We start from the raw sequence: 26,456 nt of genomic DNA, 5'->3' as shown, positions 1-26,456 counted from the left end.
CGTTCCTCAGGCGAACCGTCGCACCCAGGCCTCGAAGGCCGTCAGATACCTGCCGAGGTAGGTTCGGGTGACTTCGTCCGCGAGTCGCCCCGCCTCGTCGAACTTCTCGTGGGCGCGGAAGACCAGCAGTTCGGGCTGCGGCATGCAGTAGGAGTTGGTGAATTCGAAGGCCTGGCGCAGCTGGCTCTGGCCGCGGGCCGAGCCGGTCTGGCCGGGCGAGGCCCCGATGATCCCCACCGGCTTGCCGCCGAGCGCCGCGCCGCGCGGCGGGCGCGAGGCCCAGTCGACCGCGTTCTTCGTCACCGCCGGGACGCCGTGGTTGTACTCCGGCGTGGCGATCAGCACGCCGTCGGCGGCGGCTATGGCCTGCTTCAGCCCCACCACCGCCGGCGGGTCGCCCTCCGCCTCCACGTCGGCGTTGTAGAGCGGCACGTCGATCAGGTCGAAGACCTCGAGGGTGAGCGTCGGCGGCGCGAGCTCTGCGGCCGCAGCCAGCAGCGCCCGGTTGTAGGAGGCCTTCCGGAGGCTCCCGGCGAAGGCGACGATGTGAACGGTGTCTGCGGACATGGGGCGCCCTCCGGCGTCAGGGCAGCGGGCCCCGCTCGGCGTACGGCAGGATCATCCGCCCGTCGGGCGCAGCCGTGAAGGTGGTTTGGGTCGGATAGGCGAATTCGATCCCTTCCGCCTTGAAGCGCCGCAGGATCGACAGGCCGATGCGGTGACGCACTGCGTGGATCTGGTCCCACTCGGGGCGATACACGTCGTAGTCCACCTCGAGATCGAGCGAGCTCGCGGCGAAGGCCACGAAGCCGGCGCGCACGAAGGTCCCGCCCTCGGCCTCGACGATTTCGCGCAGGATGCCGGGGATGCGGGCGGCGAGCTCGGGGTCCGTCTGGTAGATCACGCTCAGCACGAACTTCAGCCGCCGGTGGTCGAGCGTCTGGTAGCTGGTGATCTCCTTCTGGAGCAGGTTGGCGTTGGAGACGATCTTGCGCTCGCCGGTGATGGCGCGCAGCCGCGTGCTCTTCAGGCCGATGCGCTCCACCGTTGCGGTGGAGGTGTCGTAGGTGATCGTCTCCCCCACCCGGAACGGCTTGTCGAAGATGATCGAGAGCGCCGCGAACAGGTCGGAGAAGATGCCCTGAGCGGCCAGGCCGATCGCGATGCCCCCGATGCCGAGGCCGGCCACCAGGGCGGTGACGTTCACGCCGAGATTGTCCAGCACCACGATGATCGCGATGGCGAAGATCACGACCGTGACCAGCAGCCGGATCACCCCCGCGGCGTTGGCCAGGGGTCTCGCTGTGGCCCTCCATCGCCGTGCGGCGCTCGATGAGGCCCAGCACGATCTCGCGGATCCAGATGGCGGCCTGCAAGGCGGCGGAGATCGTGAATAGGAACTGCACCGTGCCCGCGACCGGCTCGGGCGGGTTGGCGTAACCCACGACGAGGCGGGCGGCGGCCAGCGCCAGGAACAGGTGGGTGGTCTTTGACGCCGCGCGGCCGACCAGGGCGCGGAAGCCCAGCGGCTGGCCCGCCCGGTCCTTCAGCCGCGACGCGAGCCCCCGGACGAGCTCCAGCGCCAGGTAGAGGACGAGACCCGCCGCCAGGGCCAGGACGATCTGCACGCCGTGGGCCTGCACCCAGGCGACCAGGTCGATCCAGACCTGGGCGAAGGAGACGTCGACCTTGGGCAGCTCGACCGCCTCGGTCGCCTTGGCCGCGGGCGCCGCCATCAGCGCGGCCGGAACCGCTTGTTGGCCGGGAAGCCCTTGGGAGCCAGCTTGCCTGCGCCGGCCCGGCGCCCGATCCACTCGCGCCACTCTTCCCAGTTCCGCGTGCGGCCGGCGGCGTCGACCCAGGTCGCGCCCTCCTCCCCCTTGAAGACCATGGCGTCGCGCAGGCCGCCCTCGCGGTAGCTCTGCAGCTTCACGCCCTTGCCGCGCGGCATCTCGGGCAGTTCGGCGGTGGGGAAGATCAGCAGCTTGCCGTTGTCGCCGACGACGGCGACCTGGTCGCCGGTCACCGGCAGGCAGACGGCGGCCCCCTCGCCCTTCTTGGTCGGATCGCCGGCGTTCAGCACCTGCTTGCCCGCGCGGCGGAAGGCGATGGCCTCCTCCTCGGGCAGGATGAAGCCATAGCCCTGCTTCGAGGCCAGCAGTCGCTTGGTCCCCGCCTTGTGCGGGAAGACGTCGATGATGCCGACGCGGTCGTCGAGGTCGATCATCAGCCGCAGCGGCTCGCCGTGGCCTCGGGCGCCCGGGAGCTTGTCGCAGCCGAGCGTGAAGAAGCGGCCGTCCGAGGCGAAGATCAGCAGCTTGTCCGTGGTCTCCGCCGGGACCAGGAACTGCAGCTTGTCGCCTTCCTTGAACTTCAGCTCCGAGGGGTCCTCGACCCGCCCCTTGGCGGCACGGATCCAGCCGCGCTCGGACAGGATGATGGTGATCGGCTCGCGCACGATCATGGCCTCGAGCGCCGCCTCGGTGTCGATCTGCGGGGCCTCGGCGAAGGTGGAGCGGCGGACGTTGAGGTCGCCCAGCTGGGCCTTCACGTGGCGCAAACCCTCGCCGACTAGCTTCCACTGGGCCTTGTCCGAGGCCAGCATCTTGACGATGCCGTCGCGCTCTTCCGACAGCTCAGCGTGCTCGCGGCGGATCTCCATCTCCTCCAGCCGGGCGAGCTGGCGCAGGCGGGTGTTGAGGATGGCGTCGGCCTGGATCTCCGAGAGCCCGAAGGTCTCGATCAGCTTTTCCTTCGGCTTGTCCTCGAACCGGACGATGCGGATCACCTCGTCCAGGTTGAGGTAGGCGATCATCAGGCCGTCGAGGATGTGGAGGCGGGCCTCGATCTTCTCCAGCCGATGGCGCGCACGGCGGACCAGCACCTCGCGGCGGTGATCGAGGAAGGCCTGCAGCGCCTGGCGCAGGTTCATCACGCCCGGCGTGCCGCGGGCGTCCAGGACGTTCATGTTGACCGAGAAGCGGGTCTCGAGGTCAGAGAGCTTGAACAGGCTCTCCATCAGCACTTCCGGCTCGACGTTGCGGCTCTTGGGCTCCAGCACCAGGCGCACGTCCTCGGCGGACTCGTCGCGCACGTCGCCCAGCAGCGGCGCCTTCTTGCCCTCGATGAGGTCAGCCAGCTGTTCGACCAGGTCGGCCTTCTTCACCTGGTACGGGATCTCGGTGACGACGATTTGGTAGGTCCCCTTGCCCAGATCCTCCTTCGCCCAGCGCGCGCGGACGCGGACGCCGCCGCGGCCGGTGGCGTAGACCTCGGCCAGGTTGCCGCGCGGCTCAACGATGACGCCGCCGGTCGGGAAGTCGGGACCCTGGACGTGCTGCATCAGGGCCTCGGTGGAGGCCTCGGGCTGGTCCAGCAGCAGCAGGCAGGCGTCGATCAACTCGCCGGCGTTGTGCGGCGGGATGGAGGTGGCCATGCCGACCGCGATGCCCGTGCTGCCGTTGGCGAGCAGGTTCGGGAAGCCGGCCGGCAGCACCACGGGCTCGTCGTCCGAGCCGTCGTAGGTGGGCTTGAAGTCGACGGCGTCCTCTTCGATCCCGTCCAGCAGGAGGGTCGCCGCCACCGTCAGCTTGGCCTCGGTGTAGCGCATGGCCGCGGCGTTATCGCCGTCGATGTTGCCGAAGTTGCCCTGGCCGTCGACCAGCGGGTAGCGCTGGGCGAAGGACTGCGCCATGCGGACCAGGGTGTCGTAGATCGACTGGTCGCCGTGCGGGTGATAGCCGCCCATCACCTCGCCGACGACCTTGGCGCATTTGCGCGCCGCGCTCTCGGGGTTCAGCCGCATCTCGCGCATGGCGTAGAGCACGCGGCGCTGCACCGGCTTCAGGCCGTCGCGCACGTCGGGCAGCGCCCGGTCGGTGATCACCGATAGGGCATAGGCCAGGTAGCGGCGGCTGAGAGCTTCCGAGAGCGGCTCTTCAATGATCCGGTCGGGTTCGCCCGACCCGGGCGGGGCAGTCATGACGGTCATGGGGACCTTCTAGCAAGGCGGGGGATTCGCCGCATCCGCCGGAGCGCCGCAGGCAGGACGAGCCTTGGGTGGAGGCGAAGCTAGAGCCTGCCTGCCTCTTCGAGCCGGTCGAGCAGCCACAGGCGCGCGGGCGGCAGCGGGCGGTTCAGCGGACCGAAGATGAAGGCTTCCAGGAAGTGGCCGGTGAGCGCGAGGCCGGCCGAGACGTCGCCGGCGCCGAGGCCGTACTGGGCGGCCAGCATGAAGGGCGGCAGGGTCAGCAGCCGGTCCTTGTAGGGCTCGCCGGCGGCCCGGCTGACCGCCCGGCCCGTGCGGGGGCTGACATAGACCAGGTCGTCGACCGAGCCCGTGGCGGCGCACTTCGACAGGTCGAGGCCGAAGCCCAGGTCCTGCAGCAGGCCGGCCTCGAAGCGGACGAACACCGCGGGCCAGATGTCGGGGTGGGCGAGCGCGCCGACCAGGGCCTCGAAGGCCAGGAAGGCGCCCGGATGCGGCTCGCGCTCGGGCAGCGCCCCGGCCGCGACGGCGGCGGCGGCCGAGAGGCCCGAGAGCGCCAGGGGATCGTCAAACAGGGCCGCGGGTCCCTCGCCCACCGGCTCCAGCTGGGCCGAGCCGAGCTGCTCGGCGACACGGGCGCGGTAGCGGACGAGGACACGGACCCCGGGCTGCAGGAACGGGCGGATCTTGCGCGAATTGCCGCCGGCGACGTGGGCGGCGTACTTGCCGTGCCGCTCGGTCAGGAGCTCGACGATCGCCCCGCTCTCACCGTGGACCCGGGCGGTCAGAACGTAGGCGTCGTCTTCGAACTCGTTCACCGGACAGCGGCTTCGATCATCGGCCGCCAGTCGGGCTCGACAGCCAGGCCGAAGACATCGCGCAACGCGGCCTCGATTCCGTTGGCGTCGAGCGTGCGCCTCTCAACCGGGCCGTCCAGCGGCCGGACGGTGAGCTGGTTGAAGAGCAGCGCGTAGCGCGCCTCGGGCGTCGTCCGCGCGGCCAGCAGGTTGTGGCGGAAGTGGCTTGTCGGGTGGGTCGAGGTGAACCAGTTGGCCATCTCGTAGTCGCGCGGCACGCAGGGGGGTCAGCCCGATGTCGTAGGCCGGGACCCAGCCGGGCTCGCGAAGCACCTCGAGGCGCAGGTCCTCGCCGACCGGCGTCAGGCGGTAGCGGTCGTGGGCCGTCTCCTGCTCCAGGTGCGGCTCGAAACGCAGCGGCGCGTCGAGCACGCAGCCGCCGAAGCCGACGTCCGTCAGCCAGGCCTGCCCCTCCGCGACAACGCGAAGGACCATGTGGGTGCGCGGCTGGGGCGGAACGTCCGGCGCCATGTTCCAGCGGACGCGGGCGGCCAGACCCTCGACCTCGAAGCCCAGGGCCTCCAGCACCCGCCGAAACAGGCTGTTGTGCTCGAAGCAGTACCCGCCGCGGCGGGCATGGATCAGCTTGGCGTCGACGGCGGCTGGACTGATGTCGACGCCGCGGTCCAGCAGGCAGTCGATGGCCTCGAACGGGATCGCCGCCGGGTGCCGCCGGTGGAGGTCGCGCAGGACGTCGACGGTGGCGGCGCGGGGGCCGGCGTAGCCGATGCGGGCGAAATAGGCGTCGAGGTCGACCATCCCGCACATCTAGGGCCTGGCTTGGCCAAAGCGAAGAGCGCGGCCGGCGTCTTTTGGACGCCGAGGGATCATCCGCCCGGCTGCGGCGTTGCCCGGCTGAGGGAGACTTCAGCCATGCCGAACGTATCCGCCCCCCAGGGCTCCGAAGGGCGCACCTGCCGCCCGCCCGCCCCAGACGCTAACCATGCGCCTGCAGGTGAACGGCGAGGCGAAGGTTCTGGAGCTGGACGTCCGCACCAGCCTGCTGGACGCGCTGCGCGAGCACCTGGGGCTGACCGGCTCGAAGAAGGGCTGCGACCACGGCCAGTGCGGCGCCTGTACGGTGCTGATGGACGGGCGGCGCGTGAACAGCTGCCTGACCCTGGCGGTGATGGCCGAGGGCAGCGAGATCACCACCATCGAGGGCCTGGGCGAGCCGGAGCGGCTGCACCCGATGCAGGCGGCCTTCCTGCACCACGACGGCTTCCAGTGCGGCTACTGCACGCCGGGGCAGATCTGCTCGGCGGTGGGCATGCTGGAGGAGCTGGCAGGCGGCATGCCGAGCCACGTGACGCCGGACCTGGAGCGCGAGCCGGAGCTTTCCGACGCCGAGGTGCGCGAACGGATGAGCGGGAACATCTGCCGGTGCGCGGCCTATCCGAACATCCTGGCGGCGATCAAGGACGTGGGAGGCGCGGCGTGAAGTCGTTCACCTACGAGCGCCCCGAGAGCGTGGAGGCCGCCGTGGCCGCCATCCGGGGCCATCCGCAGGCGCGGTTCGTGGCCGGCGGCACCAACCTCCTCGACCTGATGAAGCACGAGATCGAGGCGCCCACGCATCTGGTGGACGTGAACCGGCTGGGGCTCGACCAGGTGGAGGAGACGTCCGACGGCGGGCTGAGGATCGGGGCGCTGGTGCGCAACAGCGACCTGGCGGCCGATGCGCGGGTGCGGAGCCGTTACGGGGTGCTGGCGAGGGCCCTGCTGGCGGGGGCGTCAGGCCAGTTGCGCAACCGCGCCACGACGGCCGGCAACCTCCTGCAGCGGACCCGCTGCTACTACTTCTACGACCCCGCCAAGCCCTGCAACAAGCGCGAACCCGGCTCGGGCTGTTCGGCCCTGGCCGGCTTCAACCGCATCCATGCGGTGGTAGGGCAGAGCGACCACTGCATCGCGACACATCCGTCCGACATGGCGGTGGCGATGCGGGTCCTGGACGCGACGGTGGAGGTGGTCTCGGCCGAGGGCGAGCGGTCGATCCCTATCGCCGACTTCCACCGGCTGCCGGGCGACCGGCCCGAAATCGACACCACGCTCGAGGCCGGCGAGCTGATCACCCATGTCGCCCTGCCGCCGCCGCCGCCGGGCCAACAGGTCTATCGCAAGGTGCGGGACCGGGCGTCCTACGCCTTCGCCCTGGTGTCTGTGGCGGCGGTGCTGGACGAGGCCGAGGGCCGGGTGCGTGGGGGACGCGTCGCCATGGGCGGCCTGGCCCACAAGCCGTGGCGCTCGGAGAAGGCGGAGGCGGCGATGGCGGATGCCAAGCCTGGCCAGGCGGCCCAGGCGGCGGCCGACGTGCTGCTGGCCGGCGCGCGGGGCCATGGCGCGAACGGCTTCAAGATCCCGCTGGCGCGCCAGACGCTGGCCAGCGTCATCGCCGGCTGCGAGGGCTGAGCCATGGATTTCGAGTTCGAGTTCAAGGAACCCATCGGCGACACCGAGATCGACCGCCGGCCTGACGGCGCGGTCGGCAAGCCGCTGGACCGCGTGGAAGGCGCGCTGAAGGTCACCGGCCGCGCGCCCTATGCGGCGGAGTATGCAGGCTTCGGCCAGGTGGCGTACGGCTACCCCGTGCCGGGCGCCATCGCCAAGGGCCGGATCGCGGACATCGACGCCGCGGAAGCGGAGCGGCAGCCGGGCGTGCTGACGGTGCTGACCTGGCGCAACGTCGACCCGCCGAACGGCCAGGCGCCGCGGACGCCGGATGGGCCCACCTCGGGCAAGAAGGCGGTCCCCGAGCTGAATGACAGCCAGGTGGACCACTACGGCCAGGCGGTGGCCCTGGTGGTGGCGGAGACGTTCGAACAGGCGCGCTCGGCCGCGCGCCTGGTGCGGGTCACCTACGACCCCGAGACGTTCGAGACCGAACTGCGGCCGAACATGACCAAGGGGATCGCGCCCCCGGACGACGACGAGGCCGACAGCCTGGTGGGCGACTTCGAGGGGGCGTTCTCCAAGGCTCCGGTGCAGCTGGACCTCGAGTACACGACGCCCGTGCAGAGCCACGCGATGATGGAGCCGCACGCCACCATCGCCGAATGGACGGACGAGCGGCTGACGCTGCACACCTCGCACCAGATGGTGGCGCCCGGCGCCGGCAGCGTGGCGGCCACCTTCCGCCTGCCGAAGGACAAGGTGCGGATGATCAGTCGCTACATCGGCGGCGGGTTCGGCGGGAAGCTGGACGTGTGGGCCGACGCTATCCTGGCGGCGCTGGCCTCGCACAAGCTGAAGGGGCGGCCGGTGAAGGTGGTGCTGCCGCGCACCCACATGTTCGAGATGACCGGGCATAGGCCCTCGACGATCCAGCGCATCCGGCTGGGCGCCGACGAGAGCGGCCGGCTGACGGCGATCGCCCACGACGTCTGGTCCGAGAACAATCCCGACGAGACGTTCAACGAGCCAGCCGCCCAGCAGACCCGCAACCTCTACGACGCGCCGGATCGGCGTACGACGCACCGGCTGGTGACGCTGGACGTGCCGATCGGCTGTTCGATGCGGGCCCCGGCGAGGCGGTGGGGATGATGGCGCTGGAGTGCGCCATGGACGAGCTGGCCGAGCAGGCCGGACTTGATCCCATCGAGCTGCGCCGCCGCAACGAGCCGCCGGAAGATCCGGAGAAACACGTCCCCTTCTCCACTCGCGCGCTGATCCCCTGCATGGAGGAAGGCGCTCGGCTCTTCGGCTGGGACCGCCGGAAGGCGGAGCCCGGCCAGGTGCGCGAGGGCCGGCAGCTGATCGGGCTCGGCATGGCGGCGGCGAGCCGCAGCGTGATCCTGCAGCCCTCCAAGTGCCGCCTGCGGCTCGAACCGAACGGCCGCGCGGTGGCCGAGATGGCGATGACCGACATCGGCACCGGCAGCTACACCATCCTGACGCAGATCGGCGCCGACCTGCTGGGCCTGCCGCCCGAGCGGGTAGAGGTGCGGCTGGGCGACACCGACTATCCGGAGGCCTCAGGCTCCGGCGGCTCGTTCGGGGCCAACAGCTCGGGAGCGGCGCTCTACACGGCCGCCGAGGCGCTGAAGATCGAGCTGGCCCGGCGGGCAGGCGTCGAGCCCGACGAGGCGCGGTTCGAGAACGGCGCCCTGGTCGCAGGCAACGTCTCGCGCACCTTGGAGGAGCTGGCGGCGGACGGCGCGATCGAGGTGCTGGGCGACTTCAAGCCCGGCGACCTGGCCGAGACGTACTCCCAGCAGTCCTACGGCGCGCACTTCTGCGAGGCAGCCGTCGACATCGACACCGGCGAAGTGCGGGTGCGGCGGTTCCTCAGCGTGCACGCCGCGGGCCGGATCCTCAACGAGAAGACCGCGCGCTCCCAGTGCCTGGGCGGCGTCACCATGGGCATCGGAGCGGCGCTGACCGAGGAAGTGGCCCTGGACCCGCGGTTCGGCTCCTACGTGAACCACGATCTCGCGGAGTACCATGTGCCGGTGCATGCCGACATTCCGGACATGGAGGTCGTCTTCCTGCCCGAGCTCGACGACAAGGCGAGCCCCTTGAAGGCCAAGGGCGTGGGCGAGCTCGGCATCTGCGGCGTCGGCGCGGCGGTGGCGAACGCCATCTACAACGCCTGCGGCGTGCGGGTCCGGGACTATCCGATCACCCTGGACAAGCTGCTGCCCGGCCTCGGACGGTTCCGGGATCAGGCGTCGTAGTCGAGGCCGGGGCCGTAGAACTCGCGCTTGTCGGCCCACTTCTCGTCGACCTGGACATGCAGGAACAGGTGCACGGGACGGTCGAGGATGGCGGAGAGCTCTTCGCGGGCTTTCTGGCCGATCCACTTCACCGTCTGGCCGCCCTTGCCCAGCACGATCGGCCGCTGGCTTTCGCGCTCGACGTAGATCGTCTGCTCGATGCGGGCGGACCCGTCGTCCTTCTCCTCGAACTTCGTCGTCTCGACCGTGGCCGCGTACGGCAGCTCCTCGTGCAGGCGGAGGTACAGCTTCTCGCGAGTGATCTCGGCGGCCAGCAGCCGGGCCGGCAGGTCGGCGGTCTGGTCCTCCGGATAGAGCCACACGCCCTCCGGCATCAGGGCGGCGATGCGCGCCTTGAGGTCGTCGACGCCCGACCCGGTGGTCGCCGAGATCATGAAGACCTCGTCGTAAACACCTGTTTCGAATAGACGTTGTGAGATCGCCAGCAGCTCGTCTCGCTTGACGGCGTCGATCTTGTTGAGCGCCAGGATGGCCTTGCGGCCGGAGGTCTTGAGGCCCTCGATGATGGTCTCCACGTCGACCTTGGCCTTCTTGTCGGCGGGCTTGTCGCCGAGCTGGGCGGCGGCGTCGACCAGGTGGACCACGGCATCGGCGTCCTCGGCCCCGCCCCAGGCGGCGCGGATCATCGCGCGGTCGAGCCGCCGGCGCGGCTGGAAGATGCCGGGAGTGTCGACGAGCACGATCTGGGTGTCGCCGGCGATGGCCACGCCGCGCACGGGAAAGCGCGTGGTCTGGACCTTCTGGGTCACGATGGTGACCTTCGCGCCCACCAGGCGGTTGGTCAGGGTGGACTTGCCCGCATTGGGCGCGCCGATGATGGCGCAGAAGCCGGCGCGGCTCATACGGCGCCCTTTCCGGGCTCGGGGCCCTCACGTTTCAGAAGCATGGACTGGGCCGCGGCCTTCTCGGCCGCCTGGCGGGACGGCCCCTCCCCGCGCTCGGCGCCGAAACTCTCGACCCGCACCTCCACCGTGAAGCACGGCGCGTGGCTGGGCCCTTCGCGGGAGACGATCTCGTAGCTCGGCAACGGCAGGCCCATGCCCTGCACCCATTCCTGAAGCTGGGTCTTCGGGTCCTTCGCGCGCGGCTCGTCGAGCCTGGCGAACTCCTCGGCCCAGAACTTCAGGAAGAACGCGCGAGCGGTCTCCAGGCCCCCGTCGATGTACAGACCGGCGATCAGCGCCTCGCAGGCGTCGCCCAGCACGGCGTCTGACTTGCGCGCGCCGACCTTGGTGGCCGAGGCCGACATGCGCAGGGCCTCGGGCAGGCCCGCCCGCTTCGCCGCCCGCGCGCAGGCGTGATAGTTCACGAGGCTGGCCAGCAGCCGGCTCATCTCGCCTTCGCGGGCGTCGGGATCCAGCGCCATCAGCCGCTCGGCGGCGCACAGGTTCAGCACCCGGTCGCCGAGGAACTCCAGCCGCTCGTTGTGGCGCACCTCGCGCGCCCCGTCTCCGACGCTGGCGTGGGTCAGGGCGCGTTCCAGGAGCTCCCGGTCGGCGAAGACGTAGCCGATGCGCCGTTCCAGCTCGGCGACGGCCGCGGCGCGCTTGTCGCCGCTCAATGCAGGACCTTGAAGAAGCGGCTGGGACGGGCGTCCAGCACCCAGGTCCAGGGCTTGAAGATCGAGGCCTCCGGCTCCCAGGACAACAGGATGATCTGCGCCTTGCCGACCAGGTTCTCGGCCGGGACGAAGCCCACGCCGCCCGCCCCGGGGGGCACGCGGCTGTCCAGCGAGTTGTCGCGGTTGTCGCCCATCATGAAGTAGTACCCCTCGGGCACCACATAGGCCTCGGTGTTGTCGAGGTCGCCGTCCGTGCCGAAGTCCTGGGTGGCGAAGGGGTGGCCGGCGATCGTCTCGCGATACTGCGCCACCTCGCGGATGAAGCCGCCGGCGTCGGTGCGGCCCACCGGCAGCTGCTCGCGGAGCACCGGCTGGTTGTTGAGGTGCAGCAGCCCGTTCTTCATCTGCACGCGGTCGCCGGGCAGGCCGATGACGCGCTTGATGTAGTCGGTGCGGTTGTCGCTGGGCAGCTTGAAGACGACGATGTCGCCGCGCTTCGGCTCCGAACCCATGATGCGACCTTCGAACAGGTCGGGGCTGAACGGGATGGAGTGCCTGGAGTATCCGTAGCTGAATTTGGAGACGATGATGTAGTCGCCCTCGTACAGGTTCGGCTCCATCGAGGCCGACGGAATGGTGAAGGGCTGGAAGAAGATCACGCGCAGGAACAGCGCGATCAGCAGCGCATAGACCACCGTCTTGATGATCTCGAAGAACTCGTTGGCGGCGCCGGATTTGTCGGGGCTGTGTGCGGCCTGCACGTTCTCGCTCATATACCGTCCCTGGAGGACGCCCCGGCGTACCGAAGCGGAGTGTGGGTTAGACGCTGCTTAGCCTGCGGGCAAGCGGAACGCCCGTGAACACGTCGTCACGGGCGGTGCGGCTTACCACGGATGTTCGCTCATCGCGGGCGGTCGTGCGCCTCCCGGACAGGTGGTGTCCCGCACGAAGCTGCGCGCTCTTCCATCGATCACAACCGCCTTGCCTGCGGCGTCCTGCAGCGTGAAGCGCCCGGCCTTGAGCGCTTCGAGGTCGCCCTCGCAAAGCGCGCTGCTCAACCTGCCGACCAGGCGCCAGCGTCCCCCCGGGCCTTGCGAATAGACCCGAGGGAGCGTCGCAAGCACGATCACCTCGTCGCCCGGAGCGCCATCGACGTCGCGGACGAGGGCTGGGCAAGCGTCGCCGCACGCGCGCGACGGCTCGTCTTCGGCCGGCCACGACTGGGCGAGGAAGCTCTCCGGCAACGGCGTGTCGAGCGCCGTCAGGGACATCCGCCGCGCCTGCGGCGTCCGCGTCACGTCTTCCCAACGATGCTTCTTGCGGGCCGCCTCGCCGGCGCGCTCGCGAACGAACGGCCGCGCATCCTTCTGGAGTTCGGACAGGGCCTCCCGCCCCCAGCGCCCGCCCTCAAAGGCGAGGAAGCTGTAGTCGAGCTTCTCGGCCGCGACCTTGCCCCTCTGGAAGCGCGCCATCTGGTCGGCGACGGACAGCCGCGCGGGATCCAGGATTGGCGAGAAGACGGCCAGGATCACGGCGATGATCAGGTGGGCGGTGAGGACGTTCACCCGCTCCAGGCGGCGCATCCACGGGCCGCGCGCCAGCGCCGCCCACAGGTAGCCGGCCGCATAGGCGGTCGCGACGACGAGGCAGGCTATGGCGTGGACGCGCTGGGGCGTCAGGCCATGCTGGCCGATCCGCAGGGCGAGGCCGTAGATCGCCACGGCGACCAGCGGCGCGAGCAGGACGGCGGAGATCCGGACCGCCCACTTGAGCAGCACCGGCGGATAGCCGTCGCGCTCGCCGTCCTGGTAGGTGGCGTTGAGCAGCACGACCAGCGCCGCCGACGCCGCGAGCAGGATGCCGCCCGCCCGCCCCGTGCCCCAGAGCGGACCAAGGCCCGTGAACGCCAGCGCCACCAGGAAGCCGCCCGCGATGACGGTCATCAGCGGCAGCAGCCAGGCCAGCAGATTGAGCGCCAGCGTCCGCGCGCCGAGCACGAGGCCGGCGCGGGCGGCGGTGACGTGAACGGCGATGGCGAAGAAGGACGTGGTGGCCGGCCAGGCGAACCAAGGCTTCTGGATCAGCTCCCCCAGGAACTTGAGCTGGATGGCGTCGAACAGCGCGGCGCCCAGGAAGAGCAGGAGCCACAGGGCGCCCACGAAGGCGCAGCCGAGCACGAGGCGGACAGCGTCCTTCCATCCTTCGTCGAAGTAGCTGCTGTAGCCGGCCACCCAGCGCCGTTCGGCGTCGGCCGGCAGGATCAGGTGGTGGGCCACGAACAGCGCCGTGGCGGCGAAGAACAGCAGAGGCGCGCGCGGCCAGAACTCGGACCGGTACGGCGTCTCGAAGTTGAAGACGAAACCGTCGTAGGCGCCGAGCGCGAGAAGCGCCAGGACGGCGGTCGCCAGCCAGATGGCGAGCGTGCGCGCCCGCGTCGCGCCGATGGCGCCGAGCGCGACGATGGGCGCGAGCATCAGGGTCAGAGCCAGCGCGCCCAGCACGGGGTCGGGAAGGCCCTTGCCGAAGCGCTCCAGCAGGTAGAGCGCCACGCCCTGGGCGAAGCCGATCCCCAGCCGCGCCGCGAGCAGCGCCGGACCCGAGGCGGCTGACGTCTGCGGTTCGGTCATCGCATTCCCCAATGGCGATGGTCGGTCCACCCGTCGGAAACTGGACGGTGCGGGGCAAGGCTAGCAGCCTTATCTAGCAAGCATGAGTCGCCCTGCCCTGCCGCCGTTGCACGCCCTCCTGGCGCTGGCCGTGGTGGCTGTGTGGGGGACCAACTTTGTCGTCATCCGCTGGGCGCTCGACGACCTGCCGCCGCTGCTGTTCGCGGCCCTGCGCTTCACCTTTGCCCTGCTGCCGGCGGTGTTCTTCCTCAAGCGGCCGGCGGTCTCGTGGCGCAACCTGGCGGCCTACGGCGTGCTGATCGGGGTGGGCCAGTTCGGCCTGCTCTACATCGCCATGACCCAGTTCATCTCGCCGGGGCTGGCCTCACTTGTGGTGCAGATCCAGGCGTTTTTCACCGTGGGCTTCGCCATGGTCCTGGCCGGCGAGAAGATTCGGCCGTTCCAGCTGGTCGCCCTGGGGCTCGCGGCGTCGGGTCTGATCTGGCTCATGGCGCACACCAGCGCCGAGGTGACGGTCCTGGGGCTGGCCCTGGTGGTGGGCGCCGCGTTGGGCTGGGCCGGGGGCAATACCGTGGCCCGCACGGCCGGGCCGGTGAACATGCTGGCCTATGTGGTCTGGTCGAGCCTCTTCGCCGCGCCGCCGCTGTTCGTGCTGTCGTTCCTCTTCGAGGGCTGGCCGGCGATCCAGGGCGGCTTCGCCGCCGCCGACCTCGGCACCTGGGCCTGCGTGCTGTGGCAGTCGGTGGGCAACACCATCTTCGGCTACGCGAGCTGGGCCTGGCTGCTCGCCCGGCACCCCGCGGCCACCATCGCGCCGCTGTCGCTGCTGGTGCCGGTGTTCGGCATGGGCGCCTCGGCTCTTCTGCTGGGCGAGCCGCTGACCTCCTGGAAGCTCACCGCGGCCGTGCTCGTTCTGGGCGGGCTGGCGCTGAACACCCTCTATCCGGCCTGGGAGCGTCGGCGGCTCGCGCAAGCTCAGGTCTAGGCCGGCAGCGCCTCGATGATCACGAAGGCCTGGGCGTAGGGGTGATCGTCGGTCAGGGACAGGTGGATCACCGCCTTCATACCGGGGGTGTGATCTCCTCCAGCCGCTTCAGCGCGCCGCCGGTGAGCTGCATGGTGGGTTGGCCAGAGCGCATGTTGACGACGCCCATGTCGCGCCAGAACACGCCTCGACGCATGCCCGTCCCGAGCGCCTTGGCGCAGGCCTCCTTGGCGGCGAAGCGCTTGGCGTAGCTGGCGGCGGCGTCGGCCTTGCGGTCGGAGCGCGTGCGTTCCAGCTCGGTGAAGACCCGGTGGCGGAAACGGTCGCCGAAGCGATCCAGGCTCGCCTGGATGCGGCGAATATCGGACAGGTCCGAGCCGATGCCTATGATCATGCCGCGACCTGCGCGCGGGCTTCGTCCATCAGCGCCCGCATCCGCTGGATGGCGGGACCGAGGCCGATGAAGATCGCCTCGCCGATCAGGAAGTGGCCGATGTTGAGCTCGGCAAGCTCGGGGATGGCGGCCACGGGCTTCACCGTCTCGTAGTCGATGCCGTGACCGGCATGGACCTCCAGACCCAGGCGAGCCGCCTCGCCCGCCGCGGCCCTCAGGTTCTCCAGCAGCCGTTCGGCCTGGTCGCGATGACCGTGACGGACGGCCTCGCAATAGGCTCCCGTGTGCAACTCGACGACCTGGGCGCCCACGGCTTTCGACGCGGCGACCTGAGCCAGGTCGGCGTCGATGAAGCAGGACACGCGGATACCCGCCTCGACCATCCGCTTCACCACGGGCGCAATCGTGTTATGGCCGCCGGCCACGTTCAGGCCGCCCTCGGTGGTCACCTCCTCGCGGCGCTCGGGCACCAGGCAGGCGGCGTGGGGACGGTGCTTGAGGGCGATCGCCTCCATCTCGGGGGTCACGGCGCACTCGAAGTTCAGTGGGCGGCCGCGCTTGCGGCAGATGACGGCCAGCTGGTCGATGTCGGCGTCGGAGATGTGGCGGCGGTCTTCGCGCAGGTGGGCGGTGATGCCGTCGGCCCCGGCGGCCAGCGCCAGTTCGGCGGCGCGCACGGGATCGGGGTAGCTCTCGCCGCGGGCGTTCCGGACGGTCGCCACGTGGTCGATGTTCACGCCCAGCCTGAGCTTGCTCATCCCCGGAGCCTCTTCGACCCGGGCTCCTCGGCCGGGATGGCGGCGAGCTCGGGCGGAATCTCGTCGGGGGCGTAGGACGGGACGTCGACGGTGGCGAGCGCCACCAGCGGCCAGCCGACCTGGGCCTTGCCGCCCGAGCGATCGACGATGCAGGCGCAGCAGACCACCTCGCCGCCGGCCTCCTGGACGGGCTCGACGGCCTCGCGGAACGAGCCGCCCGTGGTGATCACGTCCTCGACGACGACCACCTTGGCCCCGGGCGCGATCTTGAACGCGCGGCGCAGCCGGAACTTGCCATCCTCGCGCTCGACGTAGATTGACGGCACGCCCAGGGCGCGGGCGACCTCGTAGCCGGGGATGATGGCGCCGACGGCCGGCGCCACGATCACGTCGGGCTTGCCGAACTGGGCGACGATCTTCTCGGCCAGCGCCTTGCACAGCCGCTCGGTGCGGTCGGCGTACTGGAAGACCAGGTTCTTCTGCAGAAACATCGGGCTGTGGCGCCCCGAGGCCAGGATGAAGTGGCCTTCGCGCAGCGCGCCGGCGCCGCGGAACTCTTCGAGGACGTCTTCGGTGTTCATGGCGCCCGAGATAGTCGCGTTTCGCAGGGTTCGGAAGATGCCAGCCGTTGCGGCGTGGCATGCCCTGCTTGCCTTGGCCTGCGGGATACCCAACCCTGGCGTCCTTAGGCAGTCGGGGGATTCAGATGTTCAGGTTCTTACTGGTGGCGCTTGCGCTGCTCTTCACGCCGGCGGTCGCGATGACGGCGGAGCCGGACTCGGCTGATCAGGTCGTCGAGCGGCTGTTCAAGGACATCCAGCGGGGCGATACCAACGCGGCGTACGCGAACGTCGGGCGCGGAACACTGATGGAGCAGAAGAAGACTGAACTCCAGCTGCTGGCGAGCCAGACCTCAAACGCCCTGCAGCTGTACGGGAAGGTGATCGACTGGGAGCTCGTCGGCGAGGAGAAGTGGGGCTCCAACTACCTTCGCCGAAATTATCTCGTCCGCGCCGAGCGCGGGCCGCTCTTCTTCAACATGCATCTCTACCGCACGCCCAAGGAGTGGACGGTCGGACAGATCTTCTTCACCGACACGCCGTCCAAGCTCCCCGAGCTGTAGTCGGCCGGACCAGGCCCATTGCGGCAGGCCCTACCCACCCCCTACCTTGCCCGCATGGTGAAGTTCCTGGTGGGCGTGGTCCTCGTCGTGGGCGCGTGGATCGCGGCGGGTCTGGTGGTCGTGGCGACGGCGGCGCACGCGAAGCCGCGCGGCGAGTTCGTCGACGTCGGGGGTCGGAAGCTGCGGGTCGTCTGCGAAGGCGCGGCGGACGCCCGCTCCAGCATCTGGCTCGAGCACGGCGCGTTCGGAGCCGCCACCGACTTCGCGGCCCTCCAGCAGAAACTGGCCGCGAAGGGGCTGCGCAGCTGCGCCTACGACCGGGCCGGCCTGGGCTACTCGGATGCGGGCCCCGCGCCGCGCGACGGCGACGCGGCGCTGGCCGACCTCGAGGCGCTGATCAAGGCGAAGGGCGACGAAGGCCCTTACGTCCTCGTCGGACACTCCATGGCCGGGCTTCACGTGCGCCGGTTCGCCACCGCCCACCCCGACAGGACGCTGGGCGTCGTGCTGGTGGACGCGACGACGCCGGAAGCCATCGACGATCCGCGGACGCGGAAGTTCCTGGGCGTATTCAAGGCGGTGGCGCGTACCGGCGCCGTGGCCGGTTCGATCGGGCTGACCAAGCCGCTTTACTACTGGGCCGAGCGGATCGGCCTGCCGCAGGACCGGGTGACCGAGAAGCGGCGTATCTGGGTCTCCGGCCGGCATGCGCGCGGCGCGGCGGCCGAGGGCCTGCAGTGGGAGCGGGCGGCGCGGCAGGCGATCGCGGCGGGTCCCCTGCCCCGCGAGATGCCCGTGGCCGTGATCCTGGCCGGCGACCGGGCGCCCGACAGCCCGCGCATGGGCCCGGCCAAAGCGTCCGCCCACGGCTATTTCGAGAACGTCGCGGCGGCGACGCACACCAGCATCCTGGGCCGCACCCACGGCGACGCCGTGGTGCGCGGGGTGGAGCATGTGCTTGCGGTCGCCGGCGGTCGGCCGTGACCGGGCCCGCCGATCCGCAGGCCCGGGGCGGCTACCACGCGCTTCGGGGCGAGTGGGCACGGGCCGAGCCGCACCTTCGCAAGGCCGCGGCCATGGCTCAGCGCGACGCCGCACGACGGCATGCCTTGGCGCTGGCGTTGATGGCGCAGGGCAAGCTGCGCGAGGGGCTGCCGCTCTACGCTCATCGCTGGAGCGTCCCGGGCCTCGGCATTGCGCGCTGCTCGCTCGGCGTGCCCGAATGGCAGGGCGAGGACATCGCGGGCCGCCACATCGTGATCTGGCCCGAGCAGGCCTGGGCGACCAGATCATGTTCGCCCGCTATGCGCCGCAGCTCGCAGCCCGCGGCGCGGACGTGACGCTGGTCTGCCTGCCGCCGCTGGCGCGGCTGTTCGAGCCTCTGGGTGTTCGTCTCGTCGCGGCTCAGGGCAGGATGGAGTTCCCGGAGCCGGACCTCTTCGTGATGCTCGCGGACCTGCCCTTGCGGCTGGGCCAGTTCAAGATCCCCGGCGAGCCCTATCTCCGCGGAACCCCGCCTGCTAGCGCCACGGGCGGGATCGGGCTGGTCCGCCGCGGCAATCCCACCCATCCTAACGACAGCCACCGATCGCTAGGCGATGACGTCGTGATCCCCTTCCCGACAGTGAGCCTGGATCCCGCCCAGACGGGCGCGAGGGACATGCAGGACACCGCCGACATCATCGCTGGCCTGGACGCGGTGGTGACGGTGGACACCTCGGTGGCCCACCTCGCCGGGGCCATGGGCAAGCCGGTCCATATCCTGCTGCCGGCGCACGGGGTCGACTGGCGGTGGGGCGAAGGCGCCCGGAGCCTCTGGTATCCCGGCGCCCGCCTGTACCGGCAGGGCCGCCCGGGCGATTGGCGGCAGGCGCTGGAAATGGTGGCGCGCCGCCTTGGCTAGGGCTTGGCCTGCCAGTCGGCGTAGCTCTTCTCCTCGACCAGGTCGGACGCGGTGACCCGGTTGATCTCGCGCTTCAGCGCCGCGCGGCGGTCGTTGGTGATGTAGACGGATCGCGCCAGCTCGATGAAGCGCGGGCCGAAATCCTTCGCCGCCTCCTTCTCGCGGATGTCGTCCTCGATGTCCCACAGCGCGCCATTCACTTCGACGAGCTTAGCCTTGAGGCGGGCGAGTTCGGGATCGGGCGCCAGCTGCGCTTCGACGGCGCGAAGGGCGTCCAGCTCGCGCCGGACGTTGGCGAGCGCGGCCGGGGCGGTGAGCCGTTCCGCCTTGATTTCCAGGATGGTGATCTTGTCGATCAGCTCGCCCCAGGAGACCGGCGCGTCGGGCATCAGGACAGCTCCTTCGAAAGTTGTTCGGCCATGGCGGCGAAGACCGGAGCCCAGTGGCCGCGCTCCGCCTGCCGGAACAGCCGCATGGCGGGATACCAGGGCGTGTCGTCGCGGGCGAGCAGCCAGCGCCAGTCCGGCGTGGCCGGCAGCGCGAGCCAGGTGCGGGCCCCGACCGCGCCCGCCACATGGGCCGGCGCGGTGTCGGCGCTGATCACCATGTCGCAGACCTGGGCCACGGCGGCGGTGTCGAGGAAGGCGTGCGGGCCTTCGTCGAAGCCGGCCCCCAGCGTCTCGACCCTCATGCCGTGCGGCAGGTCCGCCAACTGGTCCAGGCCGTCGCGCTTCTGCAGGCTGATCAGGCGGACGCTCGGCAGGTCGGCGATCGGGGCGAGATCGGCGAGGCGGAATGAGCGGCCCATCAGGTCGGCGCCGGCCCGGGTGCTGCCCTGCCAGCAGACGCCGATGCGGAAGCCGGCCTCGCCGATCCGGTCGCGCCAGGCGGCGACGCGCTCCGGCGGGGCGCGGAGATAGGGTTCGGCCACCTTCACGTCGTCGGGCGTGGCGCCGAAGACCCTGGGCAGGTCCATCAGCGGGCAGTGCAGGTCGAAAGCCGGGGGCGCCTCGTCGTTGCCGATCAGCTCGATCGTGGGGCTGAGGCTCGACAGCAGGCCGTGGAGCGTCGTGGGCGCGGCGAGGATCACCCGCGCGCCGTGGTCCTCGGCGAGCCGGGCGTAGCGGCCGAACTGGATCAGGTCGCCGAGGAACAGTTCGGGGTAGATGAAGAGCGTCCGGCCCGGGAGGTCCTGCGTCCCGTCGAAAGCCGGCTGCGGATAGGCGCGCAGCTCCGGCCCCGGACAACGGTGGCGCCAGGCGTATTCCTCGAATCCACCGGTCCAGTCACCCAGCAGCATACGGCAGACGGCGCGGTTCTGGTGCGCCATGGCGAAGTCGGGATCGATGCCGACGGCGCGGCCGTAGCTCTCGACAGCGTCGTCCGTCCGCCCGAGGCGGCGCTGGGCGTTGCCGAGGTTGAAGAAGACGCCGGCATCGTTCGGAGCGGCCTCGGCGCCCCTCGCAAGGGCCTCGAGCGCCGCCTCGGCCTCGCCCGCACCCAGCAGCAGGTCGCCGAGCTGGGCCTGGGCCGCACCGAGGCCCGGCTGCAGCCGCACCGCCTCGCGGAAGCCCAGGATCGCCTCGTCCTCCCGCGCCATGCGGCGCAGCAGTTCTGCGCGGGCGGCGTGCCAGATGGCGTTCTGCGGATTGAGCGCCAGCGCCTTTTCGTAGGCCTGCAGCGCCGGCGGCAGGCCCCCATACGGAGGAGCGCGTTGGCCTTGTTGAACACGGCCTCCGCGAACATCGGGTTGAGGGCGATGGCGCGGTCGTAGTCGGCCAGGGCCTCCTTGAACCGCTCGAGCGCGGCCAGCACCAGGCCGCGGTTGGCGAGGATGATCGGCGACTTCGGCGCAGCCTTCAGCGCCTTGTTCAGCAGGTCGAGCCCTTCGGCCGACCGGCCGGCGCGGTGGGCGATGAGGCCCAGGGCATGCAGCGCCTCGGCGTGCTGCGGCTCCTGGGCGAGGAGGGCCCGGAACAGGCGCTCGGCCTCGGCCAGGCGGCCCTGCTGCATCAGGCCGGCGGCCATCTCGAACGGATCGACCGCGGACGCGGCCGCTTTCGGCGCGCCAAGGCCCGGCAAGGGCGCCGGCGGCGACGGGAACGACGGCCCCTTCACGCGGACTCTAGCTCTTGGTCCGCTCGACCGTCTCGACGCTGGGGCTCGCCCGGAGCGCCGCGGTGATGTGGGTCAGGTGCTTGGCGTCGTTGACGTCGACGTCCACGTCCACGTCGAAGAAGTCCTGCTGCCGGTGGTGCATGCGCAGGTTGACGATGTTGCCGCCCGCCTCGCCGATGATGCCGCAGACCTGCCCGAGAACGCCCGGGGCGTTGCGGATCGTGGCGGTGATGCGCGCGCGCGCCGTCGCGTTGCGCTCCGCCTCGGGCGTCCATTGCAGGTCGCGCCAGAGCTCCTCGCGGTCCTCGAAGGCCTCGAGACGCTCGCAATCGATGGTGTGGACGGTGAGGCCCCGGCCGTCGCTCTCGAGAATGCCGACGATACGGTCGCCCGGCACCGGAGAGCAGCACTCGCCGAAGTGGATCGAGACGCCCGGGGTCAGGCCGCCCCCGCGCACGTAGAGCCGCGCGGACTTCCCGTCCTCGATGTGGCGCCGGGCCGCGGCCGCCTCGCGCTCGGCGGCCTTCATGCCGGGGAAGACGGCCTCCAGCACCTGGTTCGGCGGGGCCCGCCCGCGCCCGACGGCGTCGAACAGGTCGTCCTCGCTGGCCACGGCGAAGCGGTCCATGGCCGGCCGCAGCGACACGTCCTTGCGGCTCCTTCCGGCCGCCTCGAAGGCCTGGTCCACCGTGGCGCGGCCGAGGCGCACGAACTCCTCGCGCTCGGTCTGGCGGATGTGGCGGCGGATGGCGGAGCGGGCGCGGCCGGTGACGGTGAGCGAGCGCCAGTCCGGCGGCACCACCGGCTTTCCGCCGCGGATCACCTCCACGACGTCACCGTTCGAGAGGGTGGTGCGCAGCGGCTTCAGCTCGCCGTTGATCTTCACGCCTATGGTGGTGTCGCCGATGTCGGTGTGCAGGGCGTAGGCGAAGTCCAGCGGCATCGCGCCACGCGGCAGGCTGACGAGGCGGCCCTTGGGCGTGAAGACGAACACCTGGTCGAGGTACATCTCGAGCTTGGCGTGCTCGACCAGTTCCTCGGCGTCGCCGCCGTGCTCCAGCACCTGGACGAGGTGGCGCAGGTTGACCAGCGGGTCGCGCCCGCCGGCGGCCCTCTGGGCCTCGGGGTCGAAGCCGTAGCTCTCGTTCTTGTAGCGCCAGTGGGCGGCCACGCCCTCTTCGGCCACCAGGTCCATGGCCTCGGTGCGGATCTGCATCTCGATCCGCATGCCGCGCGGGCCGACCACCGTGGTGTGCAGCGAGCGGTAGTTGTTGCGCTTGGGGGTCGAGATGAAGTCCTTGAACCGTTCCGGCACGCTGGGCCAGGCGCGGTGGATGACGCCGAGTGCGCGGTAGCAGTCGTCCTCGCTGTCGACGATCACCCGGAAGGCGTAGATGTCGGACAGCTGCGAGAAGCCGATCGACTTGCGCTGCAGCTTCCGCCAGATCGAGAATGGGTGCTTCTCGCGGCCGAACACGCGGCTGGGGATGCCCGCGGTGTCGAGGCGGCTGGTGATCTCCTGGCTGACCAGGGCGACCGCCCCGCCCTGCTCGTGGCGCAGCACCTCCAGGCGGCGGATGATCGCGTCGCGGGCCACCGGGTTGAGGTGGGCGAAGGCCAGTTCCTCCAGCTCGGCGCAGATGCGGTGCACGCCGATGGAGCGCGCCAGCGGCGCGTAGATGTCGAGCGTCTCGCGGGCGATACGCTCGCGCTTGGCCGGCGTCTTGATGAAGTGCAGCGTTCGCATGTTGTGAAGCCGGTCGGCCAGCTTCACGAGCAGGACGCGCACGTCCTTGGAGATCGCCAGGATGAACTTCCGCAGGTTCTCGGCCTGGCGGAGGTGTTCGGAGGACAGCTCTAGCTTGGAGAGCTTGGTGACCCCCTCGACCAGCTCGGCCACCTCGGCGCCGAACAGCTTGTCGATCTCCTCACGGGTCGCGTCGGTATCCTCGATGACGTCGTGCAGCAGGGCCGTGACGATGGTTTCGGTGTCCAGCCGGTAGTCGGTGAGGATGCCCGCCACCTCGATCGGGTGGGCGAAATAGGGGTCGCCGGAGGCCCGCTTCTGCGAGCCGTGCTGGCGCATCGCGTAGACATAAGCGCGGTTCAGCAGCGCCTCGTCGGCGCTGGGGTCGTAGGACCTGACCTTCTCGATCAGTTCGAACTGACGCAGCATCCGCGGCCGCTTGGGAACGGCCGTCGGAGCTGAAATCGGCGCCGGATTGGCGTTGGGAGCGGGAGCGTCGGTCGCCGTCTTGGACGGGCGAGCTTCCGGGAGGGCGGCGGGTTCGGTCGCCGCCTCTTGGATGAGTGGTTCTGCGCCTTCCGGGCTCAGTACCGCTCCTCCTGGCCGCCGTCGCGGTCGCTCTGCAGGGCGCGAACCAGCTCGAGTTCGGACATCTGCATGTGGGTGGGATCGGCCAGCAGGGCGAGCGTTTCGGCTTCTTCCTCGGCTTCCGACCGCTCGTCGACGCGCTGCAGCGTGCCGATGAGCGTCTCCTTCAGCTCCTCGGCGTCGACCACGTCGTCGGCGATCTCGCGCAGGGCCACGACCGGGTTCTTGTCGTTGTCGCGGTCGACCATGATCTGCGAGCCGGCCGAGATGGCGCGCGCGCGATGCGCGGACAGCAGAACCAGCGAGAAGCGGTTCGGGACCTTTTCGATGCAGTCTTCGACGGTGACGCGGGCCATGGAGTCCTCAGAGCGGGGATAGAACCGGCGAAAATAGAGGTTCGGCCGCCATTGTGCAACGCCGCATGGCGGGGCGGTCGGCCGCAGCGCCTAGGCTCCGCGCCTCGCCGGCCGGAGGACGCGGCGCAGGAGACCGCCGAGGACGGCCCCGGCGGCGGTGAGCGGCAGGGCGATGAGGGCCGCCCTGCCCGTCCCGCTCACCGCGCCCGCCAGGATGTCGGCGAGCGGCGTCGCGCCGCCGCCCTCCAGGCGGCTAACGAGATACGAGGCGGAAAGGCCCAGCACGAACCAGAAGGCGAGGGCCGCAGCAAGGCCCCAGGCGAGGCCTCGCCAGGCGAAGCGCCAGGTCAGCCAGGCCATGGCAGCCGCCTCGGCGGCGACCAGGACCTGGATCCACGGCGGCGCCGCCAGCACGCTCAAGGTATCGCCTGCCGCGCCTTGTCGCCGAGCTCGCCCGCGAAGACGTCGCCGAAATCCTCGAGTTCGTAGACCTGGCGGACCTCGAGGGTGACGTTCGCCTCCTCGAGGATGCAGGGCCAGCGCACGGCCCACGACATGACCTCGTCCCAGTCCTTGGCCTCGACCAGGGTGTACCCCGCGATGAGCTCCTTGGTTTCGGCGAAGGGCCCGTCGACGATCAGCGGCTTGCCGTCCGGGAACGAGATGCGCTTGCCCCGGCGGCTGGGATGCAGGCCGTCGCCGCCGAGCACCTTCAGATGGCGGCCCATCTCCTCGTGGTAGTCGATCATCGCCTGGGCGAGCTCGCGGCTGGGCATGACGCCAGCCTCGGTGGCCTCGTCGGCGTGGCGGATCAGCATGAAGCGCATGGTTGGATCTCCCTTTGATGCGCCCCGAGGACGCGCGGCCCGACGAGCCGCCGACAAAATGGTTCAGGCCGGCTGCGCATCGAGGCCGACGGAGGCCGTTTCGGCAAGCTCGGCGGCGCTGCGTCCCAGCACCGGATGGGTCCAGCCGGGCGCGACCTCGGCCAGCGGCCCCATCACGAACCGTCGTTCGTGGGCGCGCGGATGCGGCAGGGTGAGGTGGGGTGTCTCAAGCACGGTCCGGCCGTGGGCGATCAGGTCGAGGTCCAGCGTCCGGGCGGCGTTGCGTTCGCCGCGGATGCGACCGAACTGCGCCTCGATATCGAACAGGGCGCGGAGCATCTCGGCCGGCGGGCGGTCCGCCTCGACAAGCGCGACGCCGTTGCGGTACTCAGGACCGGTCGGGTCGGGCCAGGCGGCGGAGCGCCACCAGGACGACCGTTGAAGGACCTTCAAGCCGACCGTCGGGAACCGCGCCAGCACCGCCTCCAGCAACGCCTCGGACGAGCCGAAGCCGCCCGCCAGATTGCTGCCCAGCGCGATGACCGCCGCCCGGTCCGGATCGGACGCCACAGATGTCGGGATTTTCCTAGCGATGAGCTTCTACCCCACGGACCGCCTGGCGCTGTTCATCGACGGGGCCAACCTGTACTCGGCGGCCAAGAGCCTCGGCTTCGACATCGACTACCGCAAGCTGCTCGAGGAGTTCCGCAAGCGCAGCGTGCTGGTGCGGGCCTACTACTACACGGCTCTGGTCGAGAACGAGGAGTACTCGCCGATCCGGCCGCTGGTCGATTGGCTGGACTACAACGGCTACCGGCTCGTGACGAAGGCGGCGCGGGAGTACACCGACAGCCAGGGCCGCAAGCGCTGGCGGGGCGACATGGACGTCGAGATCGCCGTCGACATGCTGGAGATGTCGGGCAGCGTCGACCACGTGGTGCTGTTCTCGGGCGACGGCGACTTCCGCGCGCTGGTGGAAGCAGTGCAGCGCAAGGGCTGCCGGGTCACGGTGGTCTCCACGGTGAAGAGCCAGCCGCCCATGGTGTCGGACGAGCTGCGCCGGCAGGCGGACACCTTCGTGGACCTTGCCGACCTCGCCGACCTGATCGGCCGGCCGGCCCGCTTGCCCAAGTTCATCCAGGAGAGCAACAGCCCCCGCGTGGAGCGCGACGACCCGCCGGGCGCCTCGCGCAGCAATCCCCTGGCCGATGCCGGCGCTTGAAGTGAACGCCGTGACCGCGGGGCCCGAGGCGCCCTCGGACTGTCCGCTATGCCCGCGGCTGGTGGCGTACCGCGAGGCCAACAAGATTTCCGTGCCCGGCGGCTTCAACGGCGCCGTGGCCTCGTTCGGTGACCCGGCGGCGCGGTTGGCGGTGGTGGGCCTGGCCCCCGGACGCATGGGCGCGAACCGCACCGGTCGGCCGTTCACCGGCGACGGGGCCGGCGTCATCCTCTACGAAACGCTGATCAGGACCGGCTTCGCCCGCGGGCGCTACGAGGCTCGCGCTGACGACACCGTCGAGCTGGTCGACTGCATGATCACCAACGCCGTCCGCTGCGCCCCGCCCGGCAACAAGCCCGAGACGATCGAGGAGGCGACCTGCCGGCCGTTCCTCACCTCGCGGCTGGAGCACCTCCCGAACCTGAAGGTCATCGTCACCCTGGGCGACGTCTCGCGGCGCAACGTGCTGCGGGCGCTGGGCCTGAAGGCCTCGGCGGGCATCGCGGGGCACGGGACCGAGTTCCCGGCCGGTCCGTACGTGGTGCTGAACAGCTACCACTGCTCCCGCCTCAACACGAACACCGGGCGCCTGACGCCGGAGATGTTCGAGGCGGTTTTCCGGCGGGCGCGGGCGATCATCGACGCGCCCCGTTGACGGCCGGAGCG

Annotated in this window: 28 protein-coding genes and 4 pseudogenes; 11 read left to right on the top strand and 21 right to left on the bottom strand. The window is 70.6% G+C overall.

The annotated features are described in order from the left end of the window. Positions 1–6: 6 nt before the first annotated feature. From LRS10_RS15970 to LRS10_RS15945, 6 genes and pseudogenes are all read right to left on the bottom strand, one after another. A complete protein-coding gene (locus LRS10_RS15970; protein WP_257838135.1) occupies positions 7–567 on the bottom strand; it encodes an NADPH-dependent FMN reductase in 561 nt (186 codons plus the stop codon). A gap of 16 nt (positions 568–583) precedes the next feature. Beyond that, positions 584–1,276, bottom strand: coding sequence for a mechanosensitive ion channel family protein (locus LRS10_RS15965; protein ID WP_257838134.1), 693 nt, complete (start codon positions 1,274–1,276; stop codon positions 584–586). 459 nt (positions 1,277–1,735) lie between these two features. Then, positions 1,736–3,991 carry a DNA topoisomerase IV subunit A gene (parC, locus tag LRS10_RS15960; RefSeq protein WP_257838133.1) on the bottom strand — a complete coding sequence of 752 codons (2,256 nt, stop codon included), beginning with the start codon at positions 3,989–3,991 and terminating at the stop codon, positions 1,736–1,738. Between the two features lie 80 nt (positions 3,992–4,071). Then, a complete protein-coding gene (recO, locus tag LRS10_RS15955; protein WP_257838132.1) occupies positions 4,072–4,806 on the bottom strand; it encodes a DNA repair protein RecO in 735 nt (244 codons plus the stop codon). Next, positions 4,803–5,045, bottom strand: coding sequence for an arylamine N-acetyltransferase (locus LRS10_RS15950; protein ID WP_257838131.1), 243 nt, complete (start codon positions 5,043–5,045; stop codon positions 4,803–4,805). Before LRS10_RS15950 ends, recO begins: the two co-directional genes overlap by 4 nt. Positions 5,046–5,118: 73 nt before the next feature. After that, positions 5,119–5,604: pseudogene (locus tag LRS10_RS15945) on the bottom strand (arylamine N-acetyltransferase); the annotation flags it as partial. Between the two features lie 184 nt (positions 5,605–5,788). On the opposite strand from LRS10_RS15945, the gene LRS10_RS15940 reads away from it, so the two are divergent. The 4 genes and pseudogenes from LRS10_RS15940 to LRS10_RS15925 all read left to right on the top strand — a co-directional run bounded on the left by LRS10_RS15940 (position 5,789) and on the right by LRS10_RS15925 (position 9,521). Beyond that, positions 5,789–6,286, top strand: a complete 498-nt coding sequence (locus LRS10_RS15940; RefSeq protein WP_257838130.1) for a 2Fe-2S iron-sulfur cluster-binding protein — start codon at positions 5,789–5,791, stop codon at positions 6,284–6,286. Then, the gene (locus LRS10_RS15935) at positions 6,283–7,257 is read left to right on the top strand and encodes a xanthine dehydrogenase family protein subunit M (protein ID WP_257838129.1); all 975 of its coding nucleotides are present in this window, start codon (positions 6,283–6,285) and stop codon (positions 7,255–7,257) included. The genes LRS10_RS15940 and LRS10_RS15935 overlap by 4 nt, the downstream gene beginning before the upstream one ends. A gap of 3 nt (positions 7,258–7,260) precedes the next feature. Next, positions 7,261–8,402, top strand: a pseudogene (locus LRS10_RS15930) (molybdopterin cofactor-binding domain-containing protein); the annotation flags it as partial. Between the two features lie 3 nt (positions 8,403–8,405). Continuing rightward, positions 8,406–9,521, top strand: a complete 1,116-nt coding sequence (locus LRS10_RS15925; protein ID WP_257838127.1) for a xanthine dehydrogenase family protein molybdopterin-binding subunit — start codon at positions 8,406–8,408, stop codon at positions 9,519–9,521. Here the strand turns inward: LRS10_RS15925 and era are convergent. The 4 genes from era to LRS10_RS15905 all read right to left on the bottom strand — a co-directional run bounded on the left by era (position 9,509) and on the right by LRS10_RS15905 (position 13,769). After that, entirely contained in the window at positions 9,509–10,423 is a 915-nt protein-coding gene (gene era, locus LRS10_RS15920) for a GTPase Era (RefSeq protein ID WP_257838126.1), read from the bottom strand. The two genes, LRS10_RS15925 and era, sit on opposite strands and share 13 nt — an antisense overlap. Further along, the gene (gene rnc, locus LRS10_RS15915; RefSeq protein ID WP_257838125.1) at positions 10,420–11,142 is read right to left on the bottom strand and encodes a ribonuclease III; all 723 of its coding nucleotides are present in this window, start codon (positions 11,140–11,142) and stop codon (positions 10,420–10,422) included. The genes era and rnc overlap by 4 nt, the downstream gene beginning before the upstream one ends. Then, positions 11,139–11,915 carry a signal peptidase I gene (gene lepB, locus LRS10_RS15910; protein WP_257838124.1) on the bottom strand — a complete coding sequence of 259 codons (777 nt, stop codon included), beginning with the start codon at positions 11,913–11,915 and terminating at the stop codon, positions 11,139–11,141. The genes rnc and lepB overlap by 4 nt, the downstream gene beginning before the upstream one ends. 111 nt (positions 11,916–12,026) lie before the next feature. Next, entirely contained in the window at positions 12,027–13,769 is a 1,743-nt protein-coding gene (locus LRS10_RS15905; protein WP_257838123.1) for a DUF4153 domain-containing protein, read from the bottom strand. Positions 13,770–13,851: 82 nt separating this feature from the next. Here LRS10_RS15905 and LRS10_RS15900 point away from each other — a divergent pair, with 82 nt between their 5' ends. Continuing rightward, the gene (locus LRS10_RS15900; RefSeq protein WP_257838122.1) at positions 13,852–14,754 is read left to right on the top strand and encodes an EamA family transporter; all 903 of its coding nucleotides are present in this window, start codon (positions 13,852–13,854) and stop codon (positions 14,752–14,754) included. On the opposite strand, the pseudogene acpS reads toward LRS10_RS15900, so the two are convergent. The 3 genes and pseudogenes from acpS to pyrE all read right to left on the bottom strand — a co-directional run bounded on the left by acpS (position 14,751) and on the right by pyrE (position 16,487). Then, positions 14,751–15,148 (bottom strand): annotated as a pseudogene (gene acpS / locus LRS10_RS15895) (holo-ACP synthase). The gene LRS10_RS15900 and the pseudogene acpS overlap by 4 nt on opposite strands. Next, the gene (locus LRS10_RS15890) at positions 15,145–15,906 is read right to left on the bottom strand and encodes a pyridoxine 5'-phosphate synthase (protein WP_257838121.1); all 762 of its coding nucleotides are present in this window, start codon (positions 15,904–15,906) and stop codon (positions 15,145–15,147) included. Before LRS10_RS15890 ends, acpS begins: the two are co-directional and overlap by 4 nt. Beyond that, entirely contained in the window at positions 15,903–16,487 is a 585-nt protein-coding gene (gene pyrE / locus LRS10_RS15885; protein ID WP_257838120.1) for an orotate phosphoribosyltransferase, read from the bottom strand. The genes LRS10_RS15890 and pyrE overlap by 4 nt, the downstream gene beginning before the upstream one ends. A 125-nt stretch (positions 16,488–16,612) precedes the next feature. Between pyrE and LRS10_RS15880 the strand changes: the two genes are divergently transcribed. The 4 genes from LRS10_RS15880 to LRS10_RS15865 are packed head-to-tail and all read left to right on the top strand — an operon-like array spanning position 16,613 to position 18,932. Beyond that, entirely contained in the window at positions 16,613–17,029 is a 417-nt protein-coding gene (locus LRS10_RS15880) for a hypothetical protein (RefSeq protein ID WP_257838119.1), read from the top strand. An 18-nt stretch (positions 17,030–17,047) separates the two neighbouring features. After that, complete coding sequence (locus LRS10_RS15875; RefSeq protein ID WP_257838118.1) at positions 17,048–18,013, top strand: alpha/beta fold hydrolase; 966 nt, start codon at positions 17,048–17,050, stop codon at positions 18,011–18,013. After that, the gene (locus LRS10_RS15870; protein WP_257838117.1) at positions 18,010–18,369 is read left to right on the top strand and encodes a hypothetical protein; all 360 of its coding nucleotides are present in this window, start codon (positions 18,010–18,012) and stop codon (positions 18,367–18,369) included. The genes LRS10_RS15875 and LRS10_RS15870 overlap by 4 nt, the downstream gene beginning before the upstream one ends. Further along, complete coding sequence (locus tag LRS10_RS15865; protein WP_257838116.1) at positions 18,321–18,932, top strand: glycosyltransferase family 9 protein; 612 nt, start codon at positions 18,321–18,323, stop codon at positions 18,930–18,932. The genes LRS10_RS15870 and LRS10_RS15865 overlap by 49 nt, the downstream gene beginning before the upstream one ends. Here LRS10_RS15865 and LRS10_RS15860 read toward each other — a convergent pair. The 8 genes and pseudogenes from LRS10_RS15860 to folK form a co-directional block, all read right to left on the bottom strand. Further along, positions 18,929–19,321 (bottom strand): DUF6165 family protein, encoded by a 393-nt coding sequence (locus tag LRS10_RS15860; RefSeq protein ID WP_308237969.1) that lies wholly within the window; start codon positions 19,319–19,321, stop codon positions 18,929–18,931. The two genes, LRS10_RS15865 and LRS10_RS15860, sit on opposite strands and share 4 nt — an antisense overlap. Beyond that, a complete protein-coding gene (locus LRS10_RS15855; protein ID WP_257838115.1) occupies positions 19,321–20,532 on the bottom strand; it encodes a tetratricopeptide repeat protein in 1,212 nt (403 codons plus the stop codon). Before LRS10_RS15855 ends, LRS10_RS15860 begins: the two co-directional genes overlap by 1 nt. A 107-nt stretch (positions 20,533–20,639) precedes the next feature. Then, a pseudogene (locus LRS10_RS25220) lies at positions 20,640–20,960 on the bottom strand (tetratricopeptide repeat protein); the annotation flags it as partial. A gap of 97 nt (positions 20,961–21,057) precedes the next feature. Continuing rightward, entirely contained in the window at positions 21,058–23,226 is a 2,169-nt protein-coding gene (locus LRS10_RS15850; RefSeq protein WP_257838114.1) for a bifunctional (p)ppGpp synthetase/guanosine-3',5'-bis(diphosphate) 3'-pyrophosphohydrolase, read from the bottom strand. Positions 23,227–23,381: 155 nt separating this feature from the next. Next, positions 23,382–23,741, bottom strand: a complete 360-nt coding sequence (rpoZ, locus tag LRS10_RS15845; RefSeq protein WP_068876771.1) for a DNA-directed RNA polymerase subunit omega — start codon at positions 23,739–23,741, stop codon at positions 23,382–23,384. A 90-nt stretch (positions 23,742–23,831) separates the two neighbouring features. After that, entirely contained in the window at positions 23,832–24,161 is a 330-nt protein-coding gene (locus LRS10_RS15840) for a hypothetical protein (protein WP_257838113.1), read from the bottom strand. Beyond that, positions 24,158–24,568 (bottom strand): YciI family protein, encoded by a 411-nt coding sequence (locus tag LRS10_RS15835; protein ID WP_257838112.1) that lies wholly within the window; start codon positions 24,566–24,568, stop codon positions 24,158–24,160. The genes LRS10_RS15840 and LRS10_RS15835 overlap by 4 nt, the downstream gene beginning before the upstream one ends. A 63-nt stretch (positions 24,569–24,631) precedes the next feature. Beyond that, positions 24,632–25,138, bottom strand: a complete 507-nt coding sequence (folK, locus tag LRS10_RS15830; RefSeq protein ID WP_257838111.1) for a 2-amino-4-hydroxy-6-hydroxymethyldihydropteridine diphosphokinase — start codon at positions 25,136–25,138, stop codon at positions 24,632–24,634. Between the two features lie 22 nt (positions 25,139–25,160). Here folK and LRS10_RS15825 point away from each other — a divergent pair, with 22 nt between their 5' ends. Then, on the top strand, positions 25,161–25,790 hold the full coding sequence (locus LRS10_RS15825; RefSeq protein ID WP_257838110.1) for an NYN domain-containing protein: 630 nt from the start codon (positions 25,161–25,163) through the stop codon (positions 25,788–25,790). Then, on the top strand, positions 25,777–26,445 hold the full coding sequence (locus tag LRS10_RS15820; protein WP_374570111.1) for a uracil-DNA glycosylase: 669 nt from the start codon (positions 25,777–25,779) through the stop codon (positions 26,443–26,445). Before LRS10_RS15825 ends, LRS10_RS15820 begins: the two co-directional genes overlap by 14 nt. Positions 26,446–26,456 lie beyond the last annotated feature (11 nt).

This window comes from Phenylobacterium sp. J426 (genome assembly GCF_024699945.1).
Lineage (GTDB): Bacteria > Pseudomonadota > Alphaproteobacteria > Caulobacterales > Caulobacteraceae > Phenylobacterium.
This window is presented reverse-complemented; position numbering and strand designations above follow the sequence as displayed.

Excerpts from the sequence above, each read along its gene's own strand:
- LRS10_RS15970 (WP_257838135.1), bottom strand. The coding sequence starts at position 567 with ATGTCCGCAGACACCGTTCACATCGTCGCCTTCGCCGGGAGCCTCCGG.
- parC (WP_257838133.1), bottom strand. The coding sequence starts at position 3,991 with ATGACCGTCATGACTGCCCCGCCCGGGTCGGGCGAACCCGACCGGATC.
- LRS10_RS15950 (WP_257838131.1), bottom strand. The coding sequence starts at position 5,045 with ATGGCCAACTGGTTCACCTCGACCCACCCGACAAGCCACTTCCGCCAC.
- LRS10_RS15940 (WP_257838130.1), top strand. The coding sequence starts at position 5,789 with ATGCGCCTGCAGGTGAACGGCGAGGCGAAGGTTCTGGAGCTGGACGTC.
- LRS10_RS15925 (WP_257838127.1), top strand. The coding sequence starts at position 8,406 with ATGGACGAGCTGGCCGAGCAGGCCGGACTTGATCCCATCGAGCTGCGC.
- era (WP_257838126.1), bottom strand. The coding sequence starts at position 10,423 with ATGAGCCGCGCCGGCTTCTGCGCCATCATCGGCGCGCCCAATGCGGGC.
- lepB (WP_257838124.1), bottom strand. The coding sequence starts at position 11,915 with ATGAGCGAGAACGTGCAGGCCGCACACAGCCCCGACAAATCCGGCGCC.
- LRS10_RS15905 (WP_257838123.1), bottom strand. The coding sequence starts at position 13,769 with ATGACCGAACCGCAGACGTCAGCCGCCTCGGGTCCGGCGCTGCTCGCG.
- LRS10_RS15900 (WP_257838122.1), top strand. The coding sequence starts at position 13,852 with ATGAGTCGCCCTGCCCTGCCGCCGTTGCACGCCCTCCTGGCGCTGGCC.
- LRS10_RS15890 (WP_257838121.1), bottom strand. The coding sequence starts at position 15,906 with ATGAGCAAGCTCAGGCTGGGCGTGAACATCGACCACGTGGCGACCGTC.
- pyrE (WP_257838120.1), bottom strand. The coding sequence starts at position 16,487 with ATGAACACCGAAGACGTCCTCGAAGAGTTCCGCGGCGCCGGCGCGCTG.
- LRS10_RS15880 (WP_257838119.1), top strand. The coding sequence starts at position 16,613 with ATGTTCAGGTTCTTACTGGTGGCGCTTGCGCTGCTCTTCACGCCGGCG.
- LRS10_RS15865 (WP_257838116.1), top strand. The coding sequence starts at position 18,321 with ATGTTCGCCCGCTATGCGCCGCAGCTCGCAGCCCGCGGCGCGGACGTG.
- LRS10_RS15860 (WP_308237969.1), bottom strand. The coding sequence starts at position 19,321 with ATGCCCGACGCGCCGGTCTCCTGGGGCGAGCTGATCGACAAGATCACC.
- LRS10_RS15855 (WP_257838115.1), bottom strand. The coding sequence starts at position 20,532 with ATGGCGCGGGAGGACGAGGCGATCCTGGGCTTCCGCGAGGCGGTGCGG.
- LRS10_RS15850 (WP_257838114.1), bottom strand. The coding sequence starts at position 23,226 with ATGCTGCGTCAGTTCGAACTGATCGAGAAGGTCAGGTCCTACGACCCC.
- rpoZ (WP_068876771.1), bottom strand. The coding sequence starts at position 23,741 with ATGGCCCGCGTCACCGTCGAAGACTGCATCGAAAAGGTCCCGAACCGC.
- LRS10_RS15835 (WP_257838112.1), bottom strand. The coding sequence starts at position 24,568 with ATGCGCTTCATGCTGATCCGCCACGCCGACGAGGCCACCGAGGCTGGC.
- LRS10_RS15825 (WP_257838110.1), top strand. The coding sequence starts at position 25,161 with ATGAGCTTCTACCCCACGGACCGCCTGGCGCTGTTCATCGACGGGGCC.
- LRS10_RS15820 (WP_374570111.1), top strand. The coding sequence starts at position 25,777 with ATGCCGGCGCTTGAAGTGAACGCCGTGACCGCGGGGCCCGAGGCGCCC.